The organism is Rhodococcoides sp. S146-33, assembly GCF_059489205.1.
Genome location: NZ_JCAJWY010000002.1, coordinates 283,853 through 305,078 on the forward strand (window position 1 = coordinate 283,853; position 21,226 = coordinate 305,078).

Genomic DNA, 21,226 nt, shown 5'->3' on the forward strand with positions numbered 1-21,226 from the left:
CCAACAACGTAGGGGACATCTGCATGACGACAACCGAACCCGATATCCATACCACTGCGGGTAAATTGGCCGATCTTCGTAAACGTCTCGCGGGTGCGGAGCATCCCTCGGGTGAGGCGGCGGTGGAGCGGGTCCACGCGAAGGGCAAGTTGACTGCGCGCGAGCGGATCACCGCCCTGCTCGACGAGGGCTCGTTCGTCGAACTCGATGCGTTGGCGCGGCACCGGTCCCAGAACTTCGGGTTGGGAGACAACCGCCCCCTCGGCGATGGTGTCGTCACCGGCTACGGCACGGTCGACGGCCGTGATGTGTGCGTGTTCTCCCAGGACGCGACCGTCTTCGGTGGCTCCCTCGGGGAGATCTACGGCGAGAAGATCGTCAAGGTCATGGATTTGGCGGTCAAGACCGGACGTCCCCTGGTGGGGATCAACGAAGGTGCCGGGGCCCGCATCCAGGAAGGGGTGGTCTCGCTCGGGTTGTACGGGGAGATCTTCCACCGCAACGTCCGCGCGTCCGGGGTGATCCCGCAGATCTCGCTGATCATGGGCCCCGCCGCCGGTGGGCACGTGTATTCGCCCGCCCTGACCGATTTCGTGGTCATGGTCGACGGCACGTCCCAGATGTTCGTCACCGGCCCCGATGTCATCAAGACCGTCACCGGGGAGAACGTCACCATGGAAGAACTCGGTGGCGCGCACACCCACATGGAGAAGTCCGGGGTCGCGCATTACGTCGCGTCCGGGGAGCACGACGCCCTCGAATACGTACGAGACCTCCTGTCGTACCTACCGTCGAACAATCGTGCCGACGCGCCGCGGACGGTGCCCTCGGACCCGGTTGTCGGGGCGATCGAGGATTGTCTGACGGCGGAGGATCTCGAGCTCGATACGTTGATTCCGGATTCGCCGAACACTCCGTACGACATGCACGAGGTGATTCGCCGGATCCTCGACGACGACGAATTCCTGGAAGTGCAGGAGGGGCGGGCCCGCAACATCATCGTCGGGTTCGGGCGGGTCGACGGCCGGTCGGTGGGGATCGTGGCCAACCAGCCCACCCAGTTCGCGGGGACGTTGGATATCGATGCCTCGGAGAAGGCGGCGCGGTTCGTGCGTACGTGTGATTGTTTCAACGTTCCGATCATCACGTTGGTGGATGTGCCGGGGTTCCTGCCCGGGACGGGGCAGGAGTTCAACGGGATCATTCGGCGGGGTGCGAAGTTGTTGTATGCCTACGGGGAGGCGACGGTCGGGAAGATCACCGTCATCACCCGTAAAGCGTATGGCGGGGCGTACGACGTGATGGGGTCCAAGCACATGGGTGCCGATGTGAATTTGGCGTGGCCGACGGCGCAGATCGCGGTGATGGGGGCTTCGGGTGCGGTCGGGTTCGTCTATCGCAAGCAGTTGCTCGAGGCCGCGAAGAACGGTGAGGATGTCGATGCGTTGCGTTTGACGTTGCAGCAGGAGTACGAGGACACGTTGGTCAACCCGTATGTCGCTGCCGAGCGTGGTTACCTCGATGCCGTCATCCCGCCCAGTCACACCCGCGGGCAGATCGTGACCGCGCTACGACTGCTCGAACGCAAACAAGTCACCCTCCCACCCAAGAAACACGGAAACATCCCCCTATGAGCGAAGCGAATCATGTTGCTGTCCAGGGTAGTTGGACGTTCAGTGGGCGTCCGACCGATGCCGATATCGCCGCGGTTGTCGCAGTGCTGACTGCTGCGCAGACTTCCGTGGTCCAAGAATCTCCGCCGGTGCTCGATCTGTGGGGTCGACCGGAAGATATGCATCGATATGGACTCGCCAGCGCCCCAGCTCTTTTCGTCAATGCCCGATACGGCCAGTGAAGGAACTCGACAATATGACCACGTCCAATTCTCATCGGAAGATCACCAAGGTTCTTGTTGCCAATCGTGGTGAGATCGCGGTGCGGGTGATCCGGGCGGCTGCTGATGCCGGGTTGGCCAGTGTCGCTGTCTACGCCGAACCCGACGCCGATGCCCCCTTCGTCCGCCTCGCCGACGAAGCATTCGCACTCGGCGGGCAGTCGTCGGCGGAATCTTATTTGGTGATCGACAAAATTTTGGATGCCGCCGCCAAGTCCGGAGCCGACGCCATCCACCCCGGCTACGGATTTCTCTCCGAGAACGCCGACTTCGCCCAAGCCGTCATCGACGCAGGCCTGATCTGGATCGGACCCTCCCCACAATCGATCCGCGACCTCGGCGACAAAGTCACCGCCCGCCACATCGCCGCCCGCGCCAAAGCACCCTCGGTCCCCGGCACCTCCGAACCGGTCAAGGACGCCGACGAGATTTTGGCGTTCGTCGACGAACACGGCCTCCCCATTGCGATCAAAGCCGCCTTCGGTGGCGGCGGACGCGGCATGAAAGTGGCCCGCACCCGCGAGGAAATCCCCGAACTGTTCGACTCCGCCACCCGCGAAGCCGTCGCCGCATTCGGGCGCGGGGAATGCTTCGTCGAACGCTACCTCGACAAGCCCCGCCACGTCGAAGCCCAGGTCATCGCCGACCAGCACGGCAACGTCATCGTCGCCGGCACCCGCGACTGCTCCCTGCAACGCCGCTTCCAGAAACTCGTCGAAGAGGCCCCCGCCCCGTTCCTCACCGACGCCCAACGCAAAGAAATCCACGCCTCCGCCAAAGCCATCTGCCTCGAAGCGGGCTACTACGGCGCCGGGACGGTGGAATACCTCGTCGGCCAGGACGGCCTCGTCTCGTTCTTGGAAGTGAACACTCGTCTGCAGGTCGAGCACCCGGTCACCGAGGAAACCTCCGGCATCGACCTCGTCCTGCAACAATTCGCGATCGCCAACGGCGAGGAACTGTCCATCACCGAAGACCCGACCCCGCGGGGGCATTCGTTCGAGTTCCGGATCAACGGTGAAGACGCCGGACGTGGGTTCCTGCCCGCCCCCGGACCGGTCACCACCTTCACCGCCCCGTCCGGTCCGGGAGTGCGCGTGGATTCGGGTGTCGAATCCGGCTCGGTGATCGGTGGCCAGTTCGATTCGATGCTCGCCAAGCTCATCGTCACCGGAGCCACCCGCGAACAAGCCCTCGCCCGCTCGCGTCGGGCGTTGGCCGAATTCACCGTCGAAGGGTTGGCGACGGTGATCCCGTTCCACGCTGCGGTGGTCTCCGATCCGGCGTTCGTCGGCGACGGCGACTCGTTCGATGTGCACACTCGGTGGATCGAAACCGAATGGGACAACCAGGTTCCCCCGTTCACCGCCGGACAACCGATCGACGACGAGGAGATGCTGCCGCGCCAATCGGTGGTCGTCGAGGTCGGAGGCCGCCGCGTCGAGGTGTCCCTGCCCGGGGAACTGTCCCTCGGCGGCAACGGAGGCGGCGGCAACGGTGGACCTGCCGGTGCGGTGCGGCGCAAGCCGAAAGCCCGCACCCGTGGCGGTGCCGGAGCAGGGGCGGCGTCCGGTGACGCGGTCACCGCCCCGATGCAAGGCACCGTGGTCAAAGTCGCCGTCGAAGAAGGACAAACCGTCGAAGCCGGAGACCTCATCGCCGTCCTCGAAGCGATGAAGATGGAAAACCCCGTCACCGCCCACAAAGCCGGCACCGTCACCGGCCTGTCCGTCACCGCAGGCGACGCCATCACCCAAGGCACCGTCCTCACCGAAATCAAATAGGGAGTATCCGATGACTGCCCTCGCCGAATCCTTCGACGGTGATACGTCTCCGGCGCATTCGACCGAGCTCGAAATCGTGTCGACGGTGCTGCGCATGGCGTCGGCCGCGCGGGTCCGTCTGGCGGAGGCACTGGACGCGCAGGGGCTGAGCTGGGCGAGGTACGAGGTTCTGGAACTGGTGTGCAGGCGAGGGCCGACGTCGTACAGCATGCTGTCGCGAGAGTTGGTGCGGCACAGAACAAGTATCACCGCGACCACCGCGACCCTGGTGGACGCCGGAATGCTTGTTCGAAGCGTCAATCCGCGGAATCGGCAGCAGTACTTGGTCGAGGCCACCGACTCGGGCCACCGTGCCGTGACGCGCGCCGAGCGTGCGCTCGAGCGCGCTCGGGCGCGGATGGCCGTCGATGCAGACTCGGCCCAGACGCTCGAGGTTCTGCGGGGGATAGAGAGGCAGTGGAACGGCCGCCGCTGATCGACGACTGACGTCAGCGGCGCGTCCGCTGTGAATTCGAGTACCCCTGGGGGCCGGTACCCCCAGGGGTACTTGCATACCCCCTTGGGTATATGCGATGGTGGTCCCGTTCGATCGTTCGGGGTTTCGTCTACTCCGATCGATACCCCCACCCGTATAGGAGCACCATGTCGCTGCGCGATGCCGAACTTCTTCGTCCACCGGATGACAGGCCGGTAGCCGGGCCTGGCGTGCTCGGCCGCGCCGGCGGCTCGATGGTGACTCTTCGGCGATGGGTGTTCGGCATATGGCTCATCGCGCTCGTGGGCCTGGGTTCTTTTGCGCCCACGGTGTTCTCGTCGCTGGCCGGAGCGGGATGGCAGGCGAACGGATCCGAATCCGTCCAGGTTCGAGAGTTGGCCCAGCAGCACTTCGGCGGTAATTCCTCGGCTGCGGTGCAGGTGGTCGTCCACTCCAACGCGGCACCCGTCACCGATCCCGCGGTTCAGGCAGTGATCGGCGATGTGTCCGATGTGTTCTCGGGAGACACCAGATTCGGTGATGTCGTCCTGCCGCAGCCGGGGATGACGATCAGCCCGGACGGACGAACCGGCATCGTCATGGCCGGAGCGAACGGCACGACCGACGAGATGGTCAAGGCCGTCGACGATGTGAAGGAGCGGTTGACCGCGCTCTCGACCGACGGAATCGAGGTGTATCCCACCGGCTCGTCGGCCCTGTGGTCGGACTTCGACAAGGCGAACCACGATGCCATGATTCAGGCCGAATTGTTCTCGTGGCCGGTCACATTGGCGATCATGGTGCTTGCGTTCGGATCACTCGTCGCCGCCGGCTTGCCGCTGCTGCTCACCGTCGCCGGACTCGTCGCGTCCGCTGGTGGTCTCGTTCTGCTCAACGGTGTCACTCCGATCTCGGTGTGGGCCATGAACTTCGCGATGATGTTCGCGCTCGCGCTCGGGATCGATTACGCCCTGTTCATCGTCGCTCGATTCCGCGACGCGTTGCGCACCGCCGACCCTCGGGCCGCGGTGGCCGAAACCATGGATACGGCAGGTAAAGCCGTCGTGTTGTCCGGGCTGACGGTGCTGGTGAGTCTGTCCGCCGTGCTGCTCGTTCCGGCACCTGCGGTACGCACGATGGCTGTCGGCATCATGCTGGCCGTCGCTTTCGTTTTGCTGGCGACCATGACGCTGCTGCCTGCGGCATTGGGGGCGCTCGGACCGAAGGTCAACGCCGCCTCTTTGCCGTATGCCAAGCGGCAGGAGCATCGATCCCCGAAGTTCGCGGCATGGGGCGAGTTGTTGCACAAGCACCCGTGGCCGTTCGCGGTCGTCTCCGTGGGAATTCTGATCGCCCTGGCACTTCCGGTACTCGGCTTGAAGGTGGCGATGCCGTCGATCGCGGTGGTGCCGGAGGATGCACCGGTGCGCCAGGGGTACGACCTCGTGCAGGCCCAGTTCGGACCGGGTGCGCCGGGAGCGCTACAGATCGTCGTGCCCGACGCGGCAGCAATCGAGACCGCGACCGTCGCTGCCGCGGTCGACGGGATCTCGATGGTGACGCCGCCGCAGAGTGCCGCAGACGGCTCGGGATATGCACTGCTGCAGGCAATTCCGTCGGTGGATCCGTCCGACGAAGCGATGGGCTCGATTCTCGCGGATCTGCGCGCCACGCTGCCCGATTCGGCACTCGTCGGTGGCGCACCTGCAGAGAACTTGGATCTTCAGCAGGCTTTGAACGACTACCTGCCGATCGTCGTCGGGATCATCCTGGTCCTCGGTTTCGTGCTGCTTCTGGTGGCGCTGCAGGCCCCGCTGATAGCGCTGCTCGGCACTCTGGTGAGCCTGCTGTCCACGGCAGCAGCCTTCGGAGTCGCCAAGTTGATCTTCCAGGACGGCCACGGCGCATCATTGCTAGGTTTTACCCCACAAGGATTCTTGGACGGCTGGGGACCGGTGTTCTTCTTTGCGATGATCTTCGCCATCGCCATGGACTACACGGTGTTCCTGCTGGCCACCGCGAAGGAACACTACGAGCGCTCGGGCGACGCCAAGGTTGCTCAGGTCGACGGATTGGCCCATTCCGGACGAGTGATCTTTGCCGCTGCGGCAGTGATGGTGGCAGTGTTCTTCACATTCGCACTGTCGGATCCGTTGCCTCCGAAAGAGATGGGCATCATCCTCGGCGTTGCGGTACTGCTCGACGCGTTCCTGGTTCGACTCGTGCTGCTTCCGGTCCTGCTACGGCTGACCGGACACGGCGCGTGGTGGTCGCCGGCATGGCTACGTGCCGCGTTGCCCTCCATCCGCTTTTCTCACTGACATCTCATCACACACGACAACTTTTCAGGAGTCACCATGAACATCGCATTGTCCACCACGTTGACCGACACCGATTTCGACATTGCGATCGACAGCACGAGAAAGGCGTTGTCGGAGCAAGGATTCGGGGTTCTCACCGAGATCGACATGCAGGCCACCCTGAAGGCGAAACTCGGTGAGGACATGGAGCGCTACATGATCCTCGGTGCCTGCAACCCCGGACTTGCCCATCGCGCTGTCGGAGTGATGAAGCAGATCGGTCTGCTGCTGCCGTGCAACGTGATCGTGCGCGAGGACACGAAGGCACCGGGGTCCGTGATCGTCGAGGCGATGAACCCGGCCATCATGGTCGAGGTCACCGGTGAGCCCGAGTTGGGTGCGGTCGCCTCCGAGGCCACCGCGAAACTTCAGGCAGCGATCGCGGCACTGGGCGGTACCGGATCCGATCACGCTTGATGCCCCCGGGGGTACCATCGGGTTCAACACCACAACCACCGAGGGGATCGACATGATCGGCGACGAAGACAGCATCGCATTGGTACTCAACCGACTCAAGCGCGCGCACGGCCAGCTCGCCGGCGTCATCGGAATGATCGAGAACGGTCGGGACTGCAAGGACGTCGTCACCCAGCTCGCCGCCGTCTCGCGTGCACTCGACAAGGCCGGATTCAAGATCGTGGCCACCGGTCTACGTGAGTGCATGACGGGAGAAAGCGCAGGCGACAAGGAGCCGATGACCGAGGCGGAACTCGAAAAACTGTTTCTGGCGCTGGCCTGACGGGTTGCTCGGATGAGCTGCGTGAAGAACGGCCGGTAAATTCCAACCGAATACTTGACTTGGTCCAGAAAGCGGGTGGATACTGATCCCGTGATGCCGATCTCGCCGCATGCGGAGCAATTGCGCGCCGCCGGTATGCGCGTGACCCGTCCCCGGGTCGCGGTACTGGAGGTTGTCGAAACCAACCCGCACGCAGATACCGACACCATTCTCGGTCTCGTGCGATCCATGCTGCCCGAGGTGTCGCGGCAGACGGTCTACGACGTGCTCAATGCATTGACGTCGGCGCGCTTGGTTCGGCGGATCGAGCCGGCGGGTTCGCCCGCACGCTACGAATCGCGCGTCGGAGACAACCATCATCACGCCGTGTGTCGTTCGTGCGGCGTCATCGCCGATGTCGATTGCGCCGTCGGCGAGACGCCGTGTCTCACGGCATCGGACTCCGTCGGTTTCACGATCGACGAGGCGGAGGTCATCTACTGGGGCCTCTGCGCACAGTGTTCGGCCGCTCGTGAGCAGCCGGCGGTTCCCGTTCAGTTCCCTCCCCGGTCTCGAACACAGCAGAGTTCGTGACCACCGATCACAGCCCGATCGTCATAACTTGGAAGGAAGCACGTGTCTGAAGACCACGTAACACGCGAAAAAGAGATGAACGAGGATCAGCCGCAGGATGGTGGCGGCGGCAAGTGTCCGGTCATGCACGACTCGATGCCGATGCCCGTCGAAGGCGGTAGCAATCGTGAGTGGTGGCCGAAGTCGCTGAATCTGAAGATCCTCAAGAAGAACCCGGCAGTCGGCGACCCCATGGGGCCGGACTTCGACTACGCAGCCGAGTTCAACTCTCTCGATCTCGCTGAGGTCAAGCGCGACATCGAAGCCCTGATGACGAACTCGCAGCCCTGGTGGCCCGCGGACTTCGGCCACTACGGCCCCTTCTTCATTCGCATGGCGTGGCACGCAGCGGGCACCTACCGCAAGCAGGACGGACGCGGCGGTGCCGGAGCAGGTATGCAGCGCTTCGCGCCGCTGAACAGCTGGCCCGACAATGCCTCGCTCGACAAGGCACGCCGCCTCGTCTGGCCGGTCAAGCAGAAGTACGGACGCAAGCTCTCCTGGGCCGACCTGATCGTGCTCACCGGCAACGTCGCCATCGAGTCGATGGGTCTGCCGACCTACGGCTTCGCCGGCGGACGCGTCGACGCCTGGGAGCCGGACGAGGACGTCTACTGGGGCCCGGAGCAGACCTGGTTGGGCGACGAGCGCTACCACGGTGATCGCACGACCCTCGACAACCCGTTGGCCGCAGTGCAGATGGGCCTGATCTACGTCAACCCCGAAGGCCCGAACGGTAACCCGGATCCCGTGCAGTCCGCACTGGACATCCGCGAGACGTTCGGCCGCATGGCCATGAACGACATCGAGACCGCCGCATTGGCTGTCGGTGGACACACGTTCGGCAAGACACACGGCGCTGCCGATCCCGACGCGCACATCGGGGCAGAGCCCGAAGGCGCTCCCATCGAACAGATGGGTCTCGGCTGGAAGAACAGCTTCCAGAGCGGCGTCGGCGCAGACGCGATCACCAGTGGTCTCGAGGTCATCTGGACCCCGACGCCCACGCAGTGGGACAACAGCTTCCTCGAGACGCTGTACGGATTCGAGTGGGAGCTCTACAAGAGCCCGGGCGGCGCGCACCAGTGGCGCCCGAAGAACGGCGAAGGTGCGGACCTCGTTCCCGACCCCGCCGATCCCTCCAAGCGTCGTCACCCGTCGATGCTCACCTCCGACATCGCGATGCGCGTCGACCCGATCTACGAGCAGATCACCCGGCGGTGGCTCGACCATCCAGAGGAGCTCGCAGAGGAATTCCAGAAGGCCTGGTTCAAGCTCACCCACCGCGACATGGGACCGGTCACGCGTTACCTCGGCCCCGAGGTTCCGGCGGAGCCCCTGCTCTGGCAGGACCCGATCCCGGCCGTCGATCACGAGCTGATCGGTGACGCACAGATCGCCGAACTGAAGCAGGCCATCCTCGGATCCGAATTGACTCAGGATCAGCTGATCTCGGCTGCGTGGGCGGCGGCGTCGTCGTTCCGCGTCAGTGACAAGCGCGGCGGTGCCAACGGTGGCCGTCTGCGTCTGCAGCCGCAGGCCGGCTGGGAGGTCAACGAGCCCGACGAGCTCGCACAGGTCATCCGCGTTCTCGAAGGAATCCAGCAGTCGTTCTCCGGAACTGTGTCCTTCGCCGACCTCGTGGTACTCGGTGGCGTCGCAGCCGTCGAGCAGGCCGCCAAGAACGCCGGCGTCGACATCACGGTCCCGTTCACCCCGGGCCGCATGGATGCCACGCAGGAGAAGACGGACGTCGACTCGTTCTCCGATCTGGAGCCCAAGGTCGACGGTTTCCGTAACTTCCTGGGCAAGGGCCAGAAGCTGCCGGCCGAGTTCAACCTGGTCGATCGGGCAAACCTGCTCTCGCTCAGTGCACCCGAGATGACCGTGCTCGTCGGTGGTCTGCGCGTGCTCGGAGCAAACTTCAAGCAGTCGACCCACGGCGTTCTGACCGACAAGGTCGGCACGCTCACCAACGACTTCTTCGTCAACCTCCTCGACATGGGCACCGAGTGGGTTCCCGCCGCCGAGGAGGGCATCTACGAGGCCAAGGATGCCGCTACCGGTGAGAAGAAGTGGACCGGAACTCGTAACGACCTGGTCTTCGGCTCGAACTCCGAGTTGCGCGCCATCGCAGAGGTGTACGCCTGCGACGACGCCAAGGAGAAGTTCGTCCGCGACTTCGTTGCGGCGTGGGACAAGGTCATGATGCTCGATCGCTTCGAACTGAGCTGAATCGAGTAGTACACACAACACCCCGCGAACCTGTGGTTTGCGGGGTGTTGTGCTGTGGCAGAAAGCGTTCGATCAGCCCTGCGACATCGCTTTCGCGGCTGCCTTGATGGCCCGTCGAATTCGGGGATAGGTACCACACCGGCAGACGTTTTCGATGGTGTCGATGTCCTCGTCGGTCGGATCGGGGATGCGCTTCAGGAGAGCAACGGCAGCCATGATCTGGCCCGGCTGACAGTAACCGCATTGAGAGACGTCCTCGTCGATCCACGCCTGCTGCACCGGATGGAGAACATCGCCGTCGGCGAGTCCCTCGATGGTCGTGACCTCTTTGTCGACGGCATCGGAGACGGGTGTGACACAGGGGAGTACCTCCTTGCCGTCGAGGTGACTGGTGCAGGCGTGACACACGCCGATGCCGCACCCGTACTTGGGGCCGCGGACGCCGAGTTCGTCTCGCAGGGCCCAGAGCAACGGCATGTCGTCGGGTAGGTCTACCGACACTTCGACCCCGTTGACGACGAACTTCTGTTCAGCCACGGATCCTCATTTCGGGAACGGTTCGAAGTCGACGTCGAACAAGATCGGAAAGCTGGTGGGGGTGGTGCCGGTGGCGCGTGCGTACGCGTTGGCCACCGCAGCGGCGGCAGCGGGCACCCCCAGTTCTCCTGCGCCACCGGGGGTCTCGGTGGTGGGAGGCATGATGACCACCCGCACATCCGGTGGTGAATCGCGTTGGCGGGCATAGTGGAATTGGGAGTAACTACCTTCGAGCGGTAGCCCCTGCTCGTAGTGCAGCCCGGCCCTGAGGGTGGTCGAAATGCCGTCCATCAGGCAGCCGATCATTTGAGCCTCGAGGCTGCGAGGGTTGACCACGCGGCCGACGTCTACGACGATGACGGCCTTACTCACGCGGGGCACCCGCGGGTCCTGTGCGTCGATCTCGACGAGATATCCCGCACTGGAACCGAATTCGGCATGGAACCCGATGCCCTGCGCGCGGCCGGGGCCGAGATCTGCACCCCAGTTGCCCTCTGCGGCGAGCGTGCGCAGGACGTCACGGTGGCGGTCGCTCGCCACCGCACCGATGCGGAGCTCCAATGGATCGGTGTCGAGGGCGTCGGCGATGCGATCCACCATGATCTCGGCTGCGGTACGTACGGTCCCGGAGAACACCGATCGCCAACTGCCGGTGGGCATCTGGACCGGTACCTCGACGAGGGTTCTGATACTGCTCTCGGTGAACGAGTACGGGTCGCGGGTGCTGTGGAACAGCGTCTGGGAGATCAGCGGGGACGGTGCCAGTGCGTCGGTGACGAGGTCACCGAAACCGCCGTCGAAATCGGTGCAGACTGCGGCCACGCGTTGCTCCCACGAGATCACCGAGCCGCGTGCGAGTACTGCGTCGAACTTGGTGTGTACCGCGGGCCTGGCGCGGCCGTGCCGCATGTCGTCCACTCGCGACCACATCAAGCGCACCGGTCTGCCCATTGCGCGGGAGATGACGGCCGCCTCGAGCGGGCCGTCGAGGTAGAGCCTTCGCCCGAACGAGCCCCCGCCGTTCATCACATGGGTGGTGACCCGATTCAGCGGAATGCCCAGTGTCAGAGCAATTTTCTGCCCGGCGTAGTTGGGCAATTGCATCGACGCCCAGACGTCTGCACGATCGGATCGCACGTCGGCGACCGCCGAATTGGTTTCCATCGCGGCATGCGAGACGGGAGCGAAGTCGAAATCGACGTTCAGCTTCGTCTCGCCCGGCAGCTCGGGCCTACCCACTCCGCCGAAGCCGGTGAACGCCGGAGTACTACGGCGGAGACGGTCCTGAATGGACCCGGTGGACTCGTTGTCGATAGTTCCGGCGTTCCACGTGACCACCGCAGCATCCTTCGCGGCGAGCGCGTATCCGAAGGTTCTCGCCATGATGGCGACCCCGGTGGACACGACCGCGACATCGATCACCCCTGGCATCGCTCGCAACCCCGCCTCGTCCACCGAAGCGACGGTTCCGTTGATCGTCGGTGGGCGCCGGACGACGACCGGCATGGCGTCGGGCACGTCGAGATCGAGCGTGTAGGTGAGCCGGCCGGTGACGATCGCGAGAGCATCCTGGCGCGTGGTCGGTGTGCCGACCACGCGCAGATCTGCCTCCGACTTCGGGTCCATCGCTTCGAAGCGCAGTTCCGGAGCCGCCGCCGCGGCCACCAGCTCGCCGAAGTGTGCGGCCCGTCCGTCCGGTGCACTGACGACGCCGTCGACGATCCCCAGCGTGCCGACGTCGACACCCCATCGATCGGCGCCCGCGCGTAACAGTCGCGCCCGCGCGGTCGCAGCGGTGAACCGAGCGGGCTCCCACAGAGATTGGATGGAGTTGGAGCCGCCTGTGTAGTGGTTGCCGATGAGTTCTTGCCGGCCGCGGGAGAGTGACACGACCGTCTTGTCGAGTGGGATGTCCAGCTCTTCTGCGATCAGCATCGCCACCGAGGTGGTGAGCCCCTGTCCGATCTCGGCACGGGGTAATGCGCAGTGCACGGATCCGTCACCACGCACCTCGAGGATCACCAGATTCGAGTCGGCCGGAAGCGTGGTGAGGACCTGTTCGGGTTCATCGATGCGGGCCGGATCTGCCGAGGCCCTGGCCCGCGTCACGAGCATCAGCGTCGAGCCCGCCACCACAGCGGTGAAGAAAGAGCGGCGCGATACGGTGCGCCGTCCGGGTGTCGCGTCCGTCACATCGTCCCTTCGGTCTGGCCCGACTCTACCGTCGCACTTCCGACAAACCGCGTACGTCGAGGGGCGGCCGTGCGCGAACCCGAGAACACCGTCGGCCAGTTGTCACTGGTCACGACGGGTATCTTGGCGGCCGTTATCGATTCGTTATACTTTGTGGCCCTATCGTGATACTTCGCCTGGATTTTCCGACATGTCCGAACGGCAGCATCGGAGGCATGGAATCAGACAATGCGGCGGTCGGACCCGCACAGGACACACGAGACAAAGCAGCGGGTGGCGAGAGCTTCGGATCCTTCCTGGAGATGTTCCAGAGCGCGTCGACGACGGACTCGGAGCGCGAGCACTGAAGCGCTCGATGCGGGAATGACTTCCTCGTCGAGTTAGCGTGAAACGATGCAGTCACCGATCACCCGTTACCTCGAATCCGTCCTCGACGATTGCCGTCGACTCGACGGCGGGGCAATCGCGAAGGGGAATGCCGAACTCGAGCGAGCAGACCCCGATACTTTCGCGGTGGCCCTCGCGACCGTCGGCGGATCGGTGTATGCCGCAGGTGATTGCGATACCCAGTTCTCCATCCAGTCCATCTCCAAGGCGCTCGCCTATGCATTGGCTGTCGAAGACAACGGACTCGCACGCATGCTGGAGGCCACCGACGTCGAACCTTCGGGCGATTCGTTCAACGAGATCTCGCTCGAACGCGCCACTGGCAGGCCGCGCAATCCGCTGATCAATGCAGGCGCACTCGCTGTGCACTCCATGATTCGCGGGAGCTCGGCCCAGGAGCGTGCCGAACGCGTAAGGGACTTGCACAGCCGCTGCGCCGGAAGACAGTTGAGCACCAATACGTCCGTCTACGAAGCCGAGATCGCATCGGACGATCGCAACACCGCGATCGCACATCTTCTCAAATCCGTAGGAATTCTCGCAGCCGATCCGGCCGAGGTGGTCGACGGCTACGCCCGTCAATGTTCGGTCGACGTCAACTGCGTGGATTTGGCCACCATTGCGTCGGTAATGGCCAACGGGGGAGTCGATCCCGTGAGCGAAGAACGGTTGATCGACGGCGCAGTCAACCGCCACGTACTGTCGGTGATGTCCACCTGCGGGATGTACGACGGGTCGGGCAGTTGGGTTGCGACAGTCGGGATTCCGGCCAAGAGCGGCGTGGCCGGTGCGATCGTGGGTGTGCTGCCGGGCCAGGTCGGGTTGGCCGTGCTGTCGCCGAAGTTGAACGAACACGGCAACAGTGTGCGGGGCGTCGCGGTGTTCGAGCGTCTTTCTCGGGATCTCGAATTACACATGATGCATGTGGCACCGAGTGGTACGTCGGCCATTCGTGAGGTGACGGGTGAGGACGCAACGATCGTGCACCTGCAAGGTGACCTACGTTTCGCCGGAGCCGAATCGGTACTGACGACTCTGGCCGAGGGCATCGGTGCTCATCGCCGCATCACCCTCGATCTGAACCACGTGCGGGCAATGGACAACGTCGCCCGTCGGCTGCTCGACGATGCGGCCGCCGGTTTGCGTGAGGACGGCCACGAGGTCGACATCCATGATCCCCATGGCCTGATGGCAGCAGTCGAGGTCGATTGATTGCTGGGCGGTGTTGTCTAGAGCCGTCCGCGGAGAATCATGTTCCAGTAACTCAGTGGCAGGCCGTAGCGGTCGAACAGCCAGGCCGATCGTCGTGCTTTCAGCGGATCGAGAAACGACGGTAGCGATGGTGTGAGCGACCCGGTCCGGTCGAACTCGGCCGCAACGAGACGGTGGGCGTCGGTCGTCACCGGTGCCACGGTGTACCCGTCGTACGAGGACAGTTCTCGTCCGGCTCTGGCGGCCAGCAGATTATCGATCAGAACGGCGATCTGCTTTCTCAGCCCACCGCCGGAAGAATCGGTGTCGATTCCGGCACCGTCACCGGCGGCCCAGATCTCGCTGTGTCGGCGGTGGCGCAGAGTGTGGGGGTCGATGTCGACGAGACCGTGTTGTCCGTCTGAAGCCAGGTTCGACGCCTCGACCCACGGCTGTCCGCGGAACGGGGGCACCAGGTGCAGCATTCGGTAGTCGATGATCTGCTGGGTGCCGAGGTGATCGGTGACGGTGATCTGCCGAGTGTCGGGGGACAGTGCGGTCACCGCGGTGCGGTGCAGTATCCGCACGTCGAGGGCCCGAAGGTGATCGAGCAACATCGAATCCAGCCGAGGGACACCGAGTAACCCCTCGCGGTCGATCACCAGGGTGATGTCGATGTCGGCGAGCTGCCCCTTCGCTCGCCAGTGGGCGGCGGCCAGGAACAACGGTTTCAGTGTGGTTCCGGTGCAGCCCACGGGCGGCCGCGGCACTGTGAACACTGCCGTCCCGCGCGCGGATGAGTCGCCGACCTCGTGCGACGGCAGGTGGGAGATCAGTTGCCAGGTCTTCTCTGCTCGCCCCAGATAGTTGCTCGTCACCGCGTACGAGTCGGCGGCGTCATCGATCCCGGGCAGCGCGTCGTGATCGGGCACCAGACCGGTTCCGATGATCAGGTCCCGATAGCCGTAGCTCCGACCGGATGCGGTCGTAACCACCTTGTCGTTAGCGTCGACTCGGGCTACCGTGTCCTGAATCCAGGTGCTGCCCTTCGGCATCACCGAACGCTGGGTTCGCTCCGCGTCGCCGAGTCGGGCTTGGCCGCCGCCGACGTACGACAACAGTGGCTGATAGGTGTGCACGGACTGGGGTTCGATGACTGCCACGTCGTCGATACCGAGTCGAAGCGCTCGTGCTGCCGCGCTGATGCCCGCGTTGCCCCCGCCGAGTACGAGAACGTCGTGGTGGCCGTCGACGCCAACCGAGGTCAAGCCGACATCTCTCTGAATGCGAGTGCAGCGTCGACTGTGGTGTGAAATACGGTGCGGCCGAGTGTGTCCGCGGCCAGCACTCGGGTCGACTCGACAGCGGCGACCACAGCCAGACGAGCGCCCCACCGGCTCAGGTGCATCGACGTGGCATCGAGGATTGCTGCCGTGCCCGCGGGCACCACGTCGACTGCGGTCAGATCGAGCACCAACCTCGAGCCTTCGACCGATGCTTCACCGAGTGTCTCGGCCAGCACGCCGAGATCCTGACGACCGAATTCTCCGGCAACGCGAACGACGGTGGCACCCCCGAGTTCGGTGACGGTAATGCCGGCACCGGCAGTCGGTGCCGGAACCACCTGCCGAAGCGACGGTACGACGACGGCAGGAACAGGGTCGATGGACGGTAGAACCGACAAGAGAATCTCCTCGAAGAACGACGCGGCAATGTTGCCGACGCAGACGAAATGGGTCCGACTCGGCCGAACGGCGGCATTTTCTTCACCGCAAGGTATCGATGGACTACCCGATTCGTGCGGTTTCAAGCGGCTTGTTTGCGGCCGATGCAATCGGGCATACGAAACCCACCTTCGAGTGGAGTCCACGCTCGGCACACAGCCCGCCAGGGCACGTCTTGCGATGACGACTTTCGAGAGGACACCTCGATGACGACGGCCGATTTCGATACGTTCAATTCCACCCGCGCGGTTCACGCCGATCCCGGAGTGTATGAGCCGCAGGATGATTCATGGCTGTTGTGCGAGATGGCGTCACGGGCAGGGGTGGTGCGGGGTGCCCGTGTGCTCGATATGTGCACCGGCAGCGGTGCCGTCGCGCTCGCTGCGGCGTCGTTGGGTGCACGTGAAGTGCTGGCCTTCGACATCTCGCCGCTCGCGGTGGCGTGCGCTCGTCGTAATGCAGCTGCCCTCGATGTGGACGTCGACGTCCGCCTCGGGTCGTTCGCGGACGCGTCTGTGCTCGATCCGTTCGACGTCGTTCTGTGCAATCCGCCCTACGTGCCATCCGAGTCGGTGCCCGCCGGCGTCGGTCCGCACCGAGCGTGGGACGGCGGCCATGACGGCCGAGTGGTGTTGGATCCGTTGTGCGACGCCGCGTACGACCTGCTAGTTCCCGGCGGGACCCTCATGGTGGTGCAGTCGGAGTATTCCGACCCTGCACGAACAGAGGCGATGCTGCGTCGTACGGGCATGACTGTCTCCGTTGCGGCACGTCGATCGATCTCGTTCGGTCCGGTCATGACCGAGAGGGCTGCCTGGCTCGAGCGGGTCGGACTTCTCGAAGCATCTCGCGACATCGAGGATTTGGTGGTCATTCGTGCCGACCGATGACGACGACACCGCCGTCGAGGACAGAGCCCTCGAGGACAACGCCGATCCATCGGCGTCCACAACGAAGCGCACGACGGTCCGCATCGTCAGGGGCGGGCCCATGGTCATCGACGGCCCCGTCGACATCGTCTTGGACGACGGCACGCGAGTGTGTTCCGACAGGTTCGCGGTGGCGGTGTGCACATGCCGGCGGAGTAAGAACTATCCGTTGTGCGACACCAGCCATCGCGCCAAGAAGCGTCCGGCTCAGTCGAGCGAGGACCGACCGGTGGACCAGCGCGACATGACGTGATCGGCGAGTTCGTTCTCGACGAAGTCCAGTGCGCGCATTCCGAACACCACATCGGCCTCGAGTTCGGGCTCGTCACGGAGTAGATTCCCGACGACATCGTGTCTGAGCACCTGCTCGTGCATCGCATCCGCCTCGACGTGCTCTGCGTAGAACGCGATGCAGGCCTGGGGTGCCTTCAACCTTTTCAGACCGTGTACGTATCGCTGTGAGCCCGGCGACGACGTGATCTCGGTGGCGGCAAGGTGCCCGACAGTGGCACCACGGAGCCTTCTATGTAGACCGAAGAGCGACATCAGGTTCACCCACGCCAAAGTCTGAGCGGGCACACGATCGACGTAGCCGAGGTACGACGCATCGAGTTCGGCGGCCACCATCGAGTCGGCCCACAGCTTCTGGTGAACACGGTCACCTTTCCCGCCGCCGTATTCATCGAATTCGACTGCCACATAAGAGGCTTTGGCTTGACCGGTCAACCGGGGGATGGCCCAGGCGTGCGGATCGGCTTCCTTGAGATGGTAGATCGACCGATGCACGAAGTATTCGCGCATCTGCTCCCACGAGCCCTCGTCGCGCAGAAACCACGAAGGGCCGGTTCCCGAGGTCGCCTCGACGGAGAGGGAGTCCATCTCCGCGGCTGCATCGTGCCCGGGTTCGACGTGAGCCCGAACGTACGCGAGAAAAGCGGATTCGAGGGATGCGCGCAGGCGCAGGAGGTCAGGGTCCCACTCCCATGCGTCGGCAACGCCGACGAAGCCGCGATAGTGCAATTCGTAGCAGATCAACAGGGCGAGTTGTACGTCTCGTGACGTCGAATCGACATCCGTGAGAGTCGGCAAATTCGAGGTCTTGCCCGGCTCACCTGTGGTCAGGCACTGTACGACGGCTTCGGAAATCGGCCCACACGGTACCGGCAGGACTGGAGAGAGTGCGACGGTCGGGCGGGCGTGGAGAAGCTCGGTCATACCTGAGGCTACCCACCGCCGGACGGTACCAATCGCAGTCCTTTCAGGTGTTTGTGAGTCGCCACAACCGGCAATGCGTTCTGCACGACATCGAACTTCGGTGTCGAATCCACCGGAAGGACCTCATGCGCGCAGTCACGTGGCAGGGCAAGAGAAAAGTCAGCGTGGACACCGTTCCAGATCCGCGGATAGAGCAGCCGACGGATGCGATCGTCAAGATCACGACCACCAACATCTGCGGCTCCGATCTGCATCTGTACGAAACTCTCGGTGCCTTCATGGACGAGGGCGACATCCTGGGTCACGAGCCCATGGGCATCGTCGAGGAAGTCGGTTCGGACACCGGTGATCTGGCCGTCGGAGACCGTGTGGTCATCCCGTTCCAGATCTCGTGTGGGCATTGCTACATGTGCAATTCGAGTCTGTACACCCAGTGCGAGACCACACAGGTTCGCGAACAGGGAATGGGCGCAGCACTGTTCGGCTTTTCCAAGCTGTACGGACAGGTGCCGGGCGGACAGGCCGAGTATCTACGTGTTCCACAGGCGCAGTTCACGCACATCAAAGTCCCCGAGGGACCGCCGGACTCGCGATTCGTCTACTTGTCGGACGTATTGCCCACCGCGTGGCAGTCGGTGGAATACGCAGCGATTCCCCAAGGCGGATCGGTGACCGTGCTCGGTCTCGGGCCGATCGGTGACATGGCCGCTCGCATCGCGCAGCACAAAGGTGCCCGAGTGATCGCGGTCGACCTTGTTCCCGAACGGCTTGCCCGAGCAGCTGCGCGGGGGATCGAAACGGTGAACCTCGCCGAACACAGCGGTGGCGTCGGCGACGTGATTCGGGACATGACCGACGGCAGGGGAACGGACTCCGTCATCGATGCGGTGGGCATGGAAGCTCACGGATCACCGGTCGGCAAGATGGCGCAGCAGATAGTCGGGATGCTCCCCGACGCTGTTGCAGCTCCGATGATGCAGAAAGCCGGTGTGGATCGCCTCGGTGCGCTGTACTCGGCTATCGACATCGTTCGCCGCGGCGGAACCATCTCGATCATCGGCGTGTACGGCGGCATGGCCGATCCGCTACCGCTGATGACCATGTTCGACAAGCAGATTCAGCTTCGCATGGGGCAGGCGAACATCAAGAAGTGGGTCGACGACATCATGCCGTTGCTCGGTGACGACGACCCTCTCGGCGTCGATTCGTTCGCCACACACGAACTACCTCTCGACGAGGCTCCGCACGCGTACGACATCTTCCAGAAGAAGCAGGACGGTGCCATCAAGGTTCTGCTGAAGCCGTAGGTCTTCGAATACAGCGATGCGGCCCGGAAACTCACGGGCCGCATCGGTATTCGCAAAAGGGTGAATCGATCTACATCAGTCGACGGAGATGACGTCCTTGGCGATTGCTGCCACGCGCGTCTGTCCTGCGGACACGACACCGTGGCGGTTCTTGTGTGCCTCCTCGTACGTCACGACGGTGCGAACGTCGGTCGGGTCAGTGAGGTCCTTGATCGCGGCGACCGCGTCCGAGACGTTGAGATCGTCGTAATCTGCGATCGGTAGCTCATCGGCATCGAGGGTCCCGCTGGCCGTACGGGCAGTGTGGATCGCGTCGGCGACGGCGTCGACTCCTTCGCTGCGGGTGACGTCCTCGGCAGCTTCGAGTGCTGCATCGCGGCTCGCGGTCAGTGTCTTGACTGCGACGTCACCGGCATGTGCGCCGCGGCCGAGCAGTGCGCTGAGGCGGTCCGGGGTGGCGCGAGCTGCATCCAGCGCGCGGTCGATGCCTCGTGCCGACCACGTTGCCGGCGCGTTGACGATCTTGACCGCGGTACCTGCGGCGGCCTGGAACGGAGTGCGACGCAGTGCCGCGGGTCCGCCCAGTGCGTCTTCTGCGAGGACCGTTTCGATCCACTCGACTGTGGCCGTGTGGGCAGTGGCCAGTCGAGTCGCCAGAGCAACCACGGACGGCTCGTGCGCAGCGGTTGCCAGCGCCTTGATGTACTTGGCGCGGCCGAGCAGCTGCTGCTCGAGGGCGAGATCGCCCAGCAGGGCCTCGTCGAACGGCTGAGCCTGCTCGGCGACGGCCTTGACGGCAGCGAGTGTGCGTCCCAGGAATGGCGACACGAGATCGGGCAGGCCGCCGAGACCGCGGAGGGCCTCTTCTATGGCTGCGGCGCGATCGCGACCGTTCGCGGCGTTCTGTGCAAGTTCTCGACGAACCGCCTCGGTGCGCGCCTGAACGACGCGAGTTTCCGCGATCTGGATTTCCGTGTTCGTCAGCTGCAACGCGACGCGCAACTGGGCGATCAAAGTGGATGTGCTCATGGTGCTCCCCTTTCGGTTGTGGTCGATAAATGGCCGAGGCCTGTGGGTTACAGGGTCGTACTCGGCCCTGAAAACTCATTACCCGTGAGTAGGTTCGGTCAAACGGCCGCAGCTGATTTGTGAACATCGACACGATCGTCCGGCGATCGCGGCTCGACGCTGCGCGTCGGTTTCGATCTACCTGTCAATGGACATCCAACAGACATGAATACCGAGCTCTACACAGCAACCGTGTCCGCCTCCGCGACCGGTGTCACCTCCGACGACGGCGTCCTCTCGCTGAGCGTGCGTGAACCCGAACAGCTCGGCGGTCCGGGTGGAAGCACCAATCCTGAGCAGCTCATGGCAGCCGCGCTGGCGAGCTGCTTGGTCGAATCCTTGAGAATCGCCCTCGGAACGGTGGGTGGCAGCGTCGACGAGTTGGCGGTCAAGGGCACCGTAGTTCTCACCGACTCCGACGCATCCGGATACGACGCGAAGTTTGCCCTCTCGGTCTCGCTGCCCGGCACGGATGACCCCGATGCGGTGCTGGCACAGGCGACGTCGATCTGCCCGTTCCTCAAGTCCATCGACGGGGTCGACGTCACCCTGGCATGACACCTCGTCGGGATGCTG

21 protein-coding genes are annotated in these 21,226 nt (G+C 64.0%); 15 read left to right on the top strand and 6 right to left on the bottom strand.

The window, feature by feature from the left end:
- Positions 1-23: 23 nt before the first annotated feature.
- From AC5WEY_RS10025 to katG, 9 genes are all read left to right on the top strand, one after another.
- Positions 24-1,634, top strand: a complete 1,611-nt coding sequence (locus AC5WEY_RS10025; protein ID WP_495645796.1) for an acyl-CoA carboxylase subunit beta — start codon at positions 24-26, stop codon at positions 1,632-1,634.
- Positions 1,631-1,855: an acyl-CoA carboxylase epsilon subunit gene (locus AC5WEY_RS10030; RefSeq protein WP_235581648.1), complete on the top strand. Its 225-nt coding sequence runs from the start codon at positions 1,631-1,633 to the stop codon at positions 1,853-1,855. Before AC5WEY_RS10025 ends, AC5WEY_RS10030 begins: the two co-directional genes overlap by 4 nt.
- Positions 1,856-1,869: 14 nt before the next feature.
- Positions 1,870-3,678, top strand: coding sequence for an acetyl/propionyl/methylcrotonyl-CoA carboxylase subunit alpha (locus tag AC5WEY_RS10035; RefSeq protein ID WP_495645797.1), 1,809 nt, complete (start codon positions 1,870-1,872; stop codon positions 3,676-3,678).
- A 10-nt stretch (positions 3,679-3,688) separates the two neighbouring features.
- Positions 3,689-4,153, top strand: coding sequence for a MarR family transcriptional regulator (locus tag AC5WEY_RS10040; RefSeq protein ID WP_495645798.1), 465 nt, complete (start codon positions 3,689-3,691; stop codon positions 4,151-4,153).
- Between the two features lie 167 nt (positions 4,154-4,320).
- Positions 4,321-6,474, top strand: coding sequence for an MMPL family transporter (locus tag AC5WEY_RS10045; protein ID WP_495645799.1), 2,154 nt, complete (start codon positions 4,321-4,323; stop codon positions 6,472-6,474).
- Between the two features lie 36 nt (positions 6,475-6,510).
- On the top strand, positions 6,511-6,930 hold the full coding sequence (locus AC5WEY_RS10050; RefSeq protein WP_495645800.1) for a DUF302 domain-containing protein: 420 nt from the start codon (positions 6,511-6,513) through the stop codon (positions 6,928-6,930).
- Between the two features lie 52 nt (positions 6,931-6,982).
- A complete protein-coding gene (locus tag AC5WEY_RS10055; protein ID WP_057475771.1) occupies positions 6,983-7,252 on the top strand; it encodes a metal-sensitive transcriptional regulator in 270 nt (89 codons plus the stop codon).
- A gap of 93 nt (positions 7,253-7,345) precedes the next feature.
- Positions 7,346-7,825, top strand: coding sequence for a Fur family transcriptional regulator (locus AC5WEY_RS10060; protein WP_495646525.1), 480 nt, complete (start codon positions 7,346-7,348; stop codon positions 7,823-7,825).
- Positions 7,826-7,867: 42 nt separating this feature from the next.
- Positions 7,868-10,099 carry a catalase/peroxidase HPI gene (gene katG / locus AC5WEY_RS10065; RefSeq protein WP_082520768.1) on the top strand — a complete coding sequence of 744 codons (2,232 nt, stop codon included), beginning with the start codon at positions 7,868-7,870 and terminating at the stop codon, positions 10,097-10,099.
- Positions 10,100-10,171: 72 nt separating this feature from the next.
- On the opposite strand, the gene AC5WEY_RS10070 is transcribed toward katG, so the two are convergent.
- Positions 10,172-10,636 carry a (2Fe-2S)-binding protein gene (locus tag AC5WEY_RS10070; protein WP_082520767.1) on the bottom strand — a complete coding sequence of 155 codons (465 nt, stop codon included), beginning with the start codon at positions 10,634-10,636 and terminating at the stop codon, positions 10,172-10,174.
- A gap of 6 nt (positions 10,637-10,642) precedes the next feature.
- Positions 10,643-12,829, bottom strand: coding sequence for a molybdopterin cofactor-binding domain-containing protein (locus AC5WEY_RS10075; protein WP_495645801.1), 2,187 nt, complete (start codon positions 12,827-12,829; stop codon positions 10,643-10,645).
- A gap of 215 nt (positions 12,830-13,044) precedes the next feature.
- Between AC5WEY_RS10075 and AC5WEY_RS10080 the strand changes: the two genes are divergently transcribed.
- Positions 13,045-13,176, top strand: coding sequence for a hypothetical protein (locus AC5WEY_RS10080; protein WP_268793482.1), 132 nt, complete (start codon positions 13,045-13,047; stop codon positions 13,174-13,176).
- A 46-nt stretch (positions 13,177-13,222) separates the two neighbouring features.
- A complete protein-coding gene (gene glsA, locus AC5WEY_RS10085; RefSeq protein WP_495645802.1) occupies positions 13,223-14,428 on the top strand; it encodes a glutaminase A in 1,206 nt (401 codons plus the stop codon).
- Positions 14,429-14,445: 17 nt separating this feature from the next.
- Here the strand turns inward: glsA and AC5WEY_RS10090 are convergent, their stop codons facing one another.
- Together AC5WEY_RS10090 and AC5WEY_RS10095 are read right to left on the bottom strand one after the other, a co-directional pair.
- A complete protein-coding gene (locus AC5WEY_RS10090; RefSeq protein ID WP_495645803.1) occupies positions 14,446-15,675 on the bottom strand; it encodes an NAD(P)/FAD-dependent oxidoreductase in 1,230 nt (409 codons plus the stop codon).
- Entirely contained in the window at positions 15,672-16,091 is a 420-nt protein-coding gene (locus AC5WEY_RS10095) for a hypothetical protein (RefSeq protein WP_495645804.1), read from the bottom strand. The genes AC5WEY_RS10090 and AC5WEY_RS10095 overlap by 4 nt, the downstream gene beginning before the upstream one ends.
- Before the next feature lie 246 nt (positions 16,092-16,337).
- Here AC5WEY_RS10095 and AC5WEY_RS10100 point away from each other — a divergent pair, with 246 nt between their 5' ends.
- Both AC5WEY_RS10100 and AC5WEY_RS10105 read left to right on the top strand, forming a co-directional pair.
- The gene (locus tag AC5WEY_RS10100) at positions 16,338-17,021 is read left to right on the top strand and encodes a HemK2/MTQ2 family protein methyltransferase (RefSeq protein WP_495645805.1); all 684 of its coding nucleotides are present in this window, start codon (positions 16,338-16,340) and stop codon (positions 17,019-17,021) included.
- Positions 17,008-17,313: a CDGSH iron-sulfur domain-containing protein gene (locus tag AC5WEY_RS10105; protein WP_495645806.1), complete on the top strand. Its 306-nt coding sequence runs from the start codon at positions 17,008-17,010 to the stop codon at positions 17,311-17,313. Before AC5WEY_RS10100 ends, AC5WEY_RS10105 begins: the two co-directional genes overlap by 14 nt.
- On the opposite strand, the gene AC5WEY_RS10110 is transcribed toward AC5WEY_RS10105, so the two are convergent.
- On the bottom strand, positions 17,268-18,275 hold the full coding sequence (locus AC5WEY_RS10110; RefSeq protein WP_495645807.1) for an iron-containing redox enzyme family protein: 1,008 nt from the start codon (positions 18,273-18,275) through the stop codon (positions 17,268-17,270). The genes AC5WEY_RS10105 and AC5WEY_RS10110 overlap by 46 nt on opposite strands.
- A gap of 125 nt (positions 18,276-18,400) precedes the next feature.
- Here AC5WEY_RS10110 and AC5WEY_RS10115 point away from each other — a divergent pair, with 125 nt between their 5' ends.
- The gene (locus AC5WEY_RS10115) at positions 18,401-19,582 is read left to right on the top strand and encodes a zinc-dependent alcohol dehydrogenase (protein WP_495645808.1); all 1,182 of its coding nucleotides are present in this window, start codon (positions 18,401-18,403) and stop codon (positions 19,580-19,582) included.
- Between the two features lie 75 nt (positions 19,583-19,657).
- Here the strand turns inward: AC5WEY_RS10115 and AC5WEY_RS10120 are convergent, their stop codons facing one another.
- Positions 19,658-20,611: a hypothetical protein gene (locus tag AC5WEY_RS10120; RefSeq protein WP_057475814.1), complete on the bottom strand. Its 954-nt coding sequence runs from the start codon at positions 20,609-20,611 to the stop codon at positions 19,658-19,660.
- Positions 20,612-20,815: 204 nt separating this feature from the next.
- On the opposite strand from AC5WEY_RS10120, the gene AC5WEY_RS10125 reads away from it, so the two are divergent.
- On the top strand, positions 20,816-21,208 hold the full coding sequence (locus AC5WEY_RS10125) for an OsmC family protein (RefSeq protein WP_495645809.1): 393 nt from the start codon (positions 20,816-20,818) through the stop codon (positions 21,206-21,208).
- Positions 21,209-21,226 lie beyond the last annotated feature (18 nt).

Bases quoted from the DNA above. Each gene is read 5' to 3' on its own strand.
- AC5WEY_RS10080 (WP_268793482.1), top strand. From the start codon at position 13,045: ATGGAATCAGACAATGCGGCGGTCGGACCCGCACAGGACACACGAGAC.
- AC5WEY_RS10030 (WP_235581648.1), top strand. From the start codon at position 1,631: ATGAGCGAAGCGAATCATGTTGCTGTCCAGGGTAGTTGGACGTTCAGT.
- glsA (WP_495645802.1), top strand. From the start codon at position 13,223: ATGCAGTCACCGATCACCCGTTACCTCGAATCCGTCCTCGACGATTGC.
- AC5WEY_RS10115 (WP_495645808.1), top strand. From the start codon at position 18,401: ATGCGCGCAGTCACGTGGCAGGGCAAGAGAAAAGTCAGCGTGGACACC.
- AC5WEY_RS10040 (WP_495645798.1), top strand. From the start codon at position 3,689: ATGACTGCCCTCGCCGAATCCTTCGACGGTGATACGTCTCCGGCGCAT.
- AC5WEY_RS10060 (WP_495646525.1), top strand. From the start codon at position 7,346: ATGCCGATCTCGCCGCATGCGGAGCAATTGCGCGCCGCCGGTATGCGC.
- AC5WEY_RS10100 (WP_495645805.1), top strand. From the start codon at position 16,338: ATGACGACGGCCGATTTCGATACGTTCAATTCCACCCGCGCGGTTCAC.
- AC5WEY_RS10025 (WP_495645796.1), top strand. From the start codon at position 24: ATGACGACAACCGAACCCGATATCCATACCACTGCGGGTAAATTGGCC.
- AC5WEY_RS10035 (WP_495645797.1), top strand. From the start codon at position 1,870: ATGACCACGTCCAATTCTCATCGGAAGATCACCAAGGTTCTTGTTGCC.
- AC5WEY_RS10050 (WP_495645800.1), top strand. From the start codon at position 6,511: ATGAACATCGCATTGTCCACCACGTTGACCGACACCGATTTCGACATT.
- AC5WEY_RS10125 (WP_495645809.1), top strand. From the start codon at position 20,816: ATGAATACCGAGCTCTACACAGCAACCGTGTCCGCCTCCGCGACCGGT.
- AC5WEY_RS10110 (WP_495645807.1), bottom strand. From the start codon at position 18,275: ATGACCGAGCTTCTCCACGCCCGCCCGACCGTCGCACTCTCTCCAGTC.
- AC5WEY_RS10120 (WP_057475814.1), bottom strand. From the start codon at position 20,611: ATGAGCACATCCACTTTGATCGCCCAGTTGCGCGTCGCGTTGCAGCTG.
- AC5WEY_RS10055 (WP_057475771.1), top strand. From the start codon at position 6,983: ATGATCGGCGACGAAGACAGCATCGCATTGGTACTCAACCGACTCAAG.
- AC5WEY_RS10045 (WP_495645799.1), top strand. From the start codon at position 4,321: ATGTCGCTGCGCGATGCCGAACTTCTTCGTCCACCGGATGACAGGCCG.